Here is a 1,573-nt window from a genome sequence, read left to right as displayed (position 1 = left end):
CCTTCAGGGTGAACACTACCGGGTTGTATCCGCGAGTGCATGTCGATGTCGCACCGGTCCCAGCGGTCGGGAACGCGGGCGGAGTGCTGCTGACCGAGACGCTCCGAGCGACCGGCCTGGACCGCGGCTTGTCGGCGGCGCTCGCGCCGTGGCGGCGGCCGCTGGCTCAGCATGATCCAGGCAAGATCCTGCTGGATCTCGCTCTGATGTTGGCGGTGGGCGGGGGCTGCCTGGCTGATGTCTCGTCGCTGCGGGCCGAGCCTGACGTCTTCGGCTCTGTGGCCTCCGATCCCACCATCTCCCGCCTGCTGACCGTGCTGGCCGCTGATGTGGAGGCGGCCGAGCGCGCGATCAACACCGCCCGCCGGGACGCGCGAGCGACGGCCTGGGGTTTGGCCGGAGACCACGCACCTGGTGCCCGGGCGACGGCGGCAGATCCGATGACCATCGATCTGGACGCCACCCTGGTCACCGCTCACAGCGAGAAGGAACAGGCCGCGCCGACATTCGAGAAGGGCTTCGGATTCCACCCCCTGCTCGCCTTCGCCGACCACGGCAGTGAGGGCACCGGTGAGATGCTCGCCTGCCTGCTGCGACCCGGCAACGCCGGCTCGAACACCGCCGCTGATCACGCCACCGTCATCGGCGAAGCCCTCCACCAAGCCGGCGTCGGGGCCCGGCCGGGGAAGAAGGTGCTGATCCGGATCGATGGCGCTGGCTCCACGAAGAAGACCCTGGAAGCACTGGTCAAACGCCGGGTGTCGTACTCGATCGGATACACCCTGCCCGCGAACACCCCCGACCTTTACCGGATGATCCCCAAGGACGTGTGGGAGAGCACCTACGACCCCGACGGCACCCCACGCGAAGGAGCCGACGTCGCCGAGTTCACGGGGCTGCTGGACCTGACCGTTTGGCCGAAGGGGATGCGAGTGATTGTGCGCCGAGAGCGTCCGCATCCCGGGGCGCAACTGCGGTTCGATGACGTCGAGGGATACCGACTGACCGCGTTCGCGACCAACACCACCAAGGGGCAGCTGGCTGATCTCGAGGTCCGCCACCGACGCCGTGCACGCTGCGAGGACCGGATCCGCATCGCGAAGGCCATGGGCCTGCGGAACCTGCCCTTGAAGACGTTCGCGCAGAACCGGATCTGGTGCCAGATCGTGGCGCTGGCCAGCGAGATCACCACCTGGATGGGGCTGCTCGCCCATCCCGAGAAGCCCGCCCGCAAGTGGGAGTCCAAACGCCTCCGCCATCGCCTGTTCCACGTCCCGGCGACGTTCGCCCGTCACGCCCGCTCCAGGGTCGTGCACCTCTCGGACCGCTCCACCTGGGCCAGCATCGTCCAGGCCGGTCACGCCAGACTCTGCGACCTGCCCGTTCCCGCTGGATAGCACCGCAGACCCGCCGTTGCCCGACCACGACCCCGAGGACCACCCGGCCCGGAAAGCCCGGCCACCGCGACCGACACGCGGCGCACCGTCACACCCACATGCCAGAATCAACAGCTGAACACCGGCAACGACGCCGACCACACCCGCTCACCAGCCCCGTGAAAGATCGAGGTTAG

1 protein-coding gene is annotated in these 1,573 nt (G+C 68.6%); it reads left to right on the top strand.

Annotation, left to right across the window (positions count from 1 at the left end):
• Positions 1 to 8: 8 nt before the first annotated feature.
• The gene (locus tag ACT3T5_RS19520) at positions 9 to 1,397 is read left to right on the top strand and encodes an IS1380 family transposase (RefSeq protein ID WP_444595322.1); all 1,389 of its coding nucleotides are present in this window, start codon (positions 9 to 11) and stop codon (positions 1,395 to 1,397) included.
• The last annotated feature ends 176 nt before the right edge of the window (positions 1,398 to 1,573 follow it).

Source organism: Brachybacterium sp. AOP3-A1-3 (genome assembly GCF_052378285.1).
GTDB lineage: Bacteria > Actinomycetota > Actinomycetes > Actinomycetales > Dermabacteraceae > Brachybacterium.
This window is presented reverse-complemented; position numbering and strand designations above follow the sequence as displayed.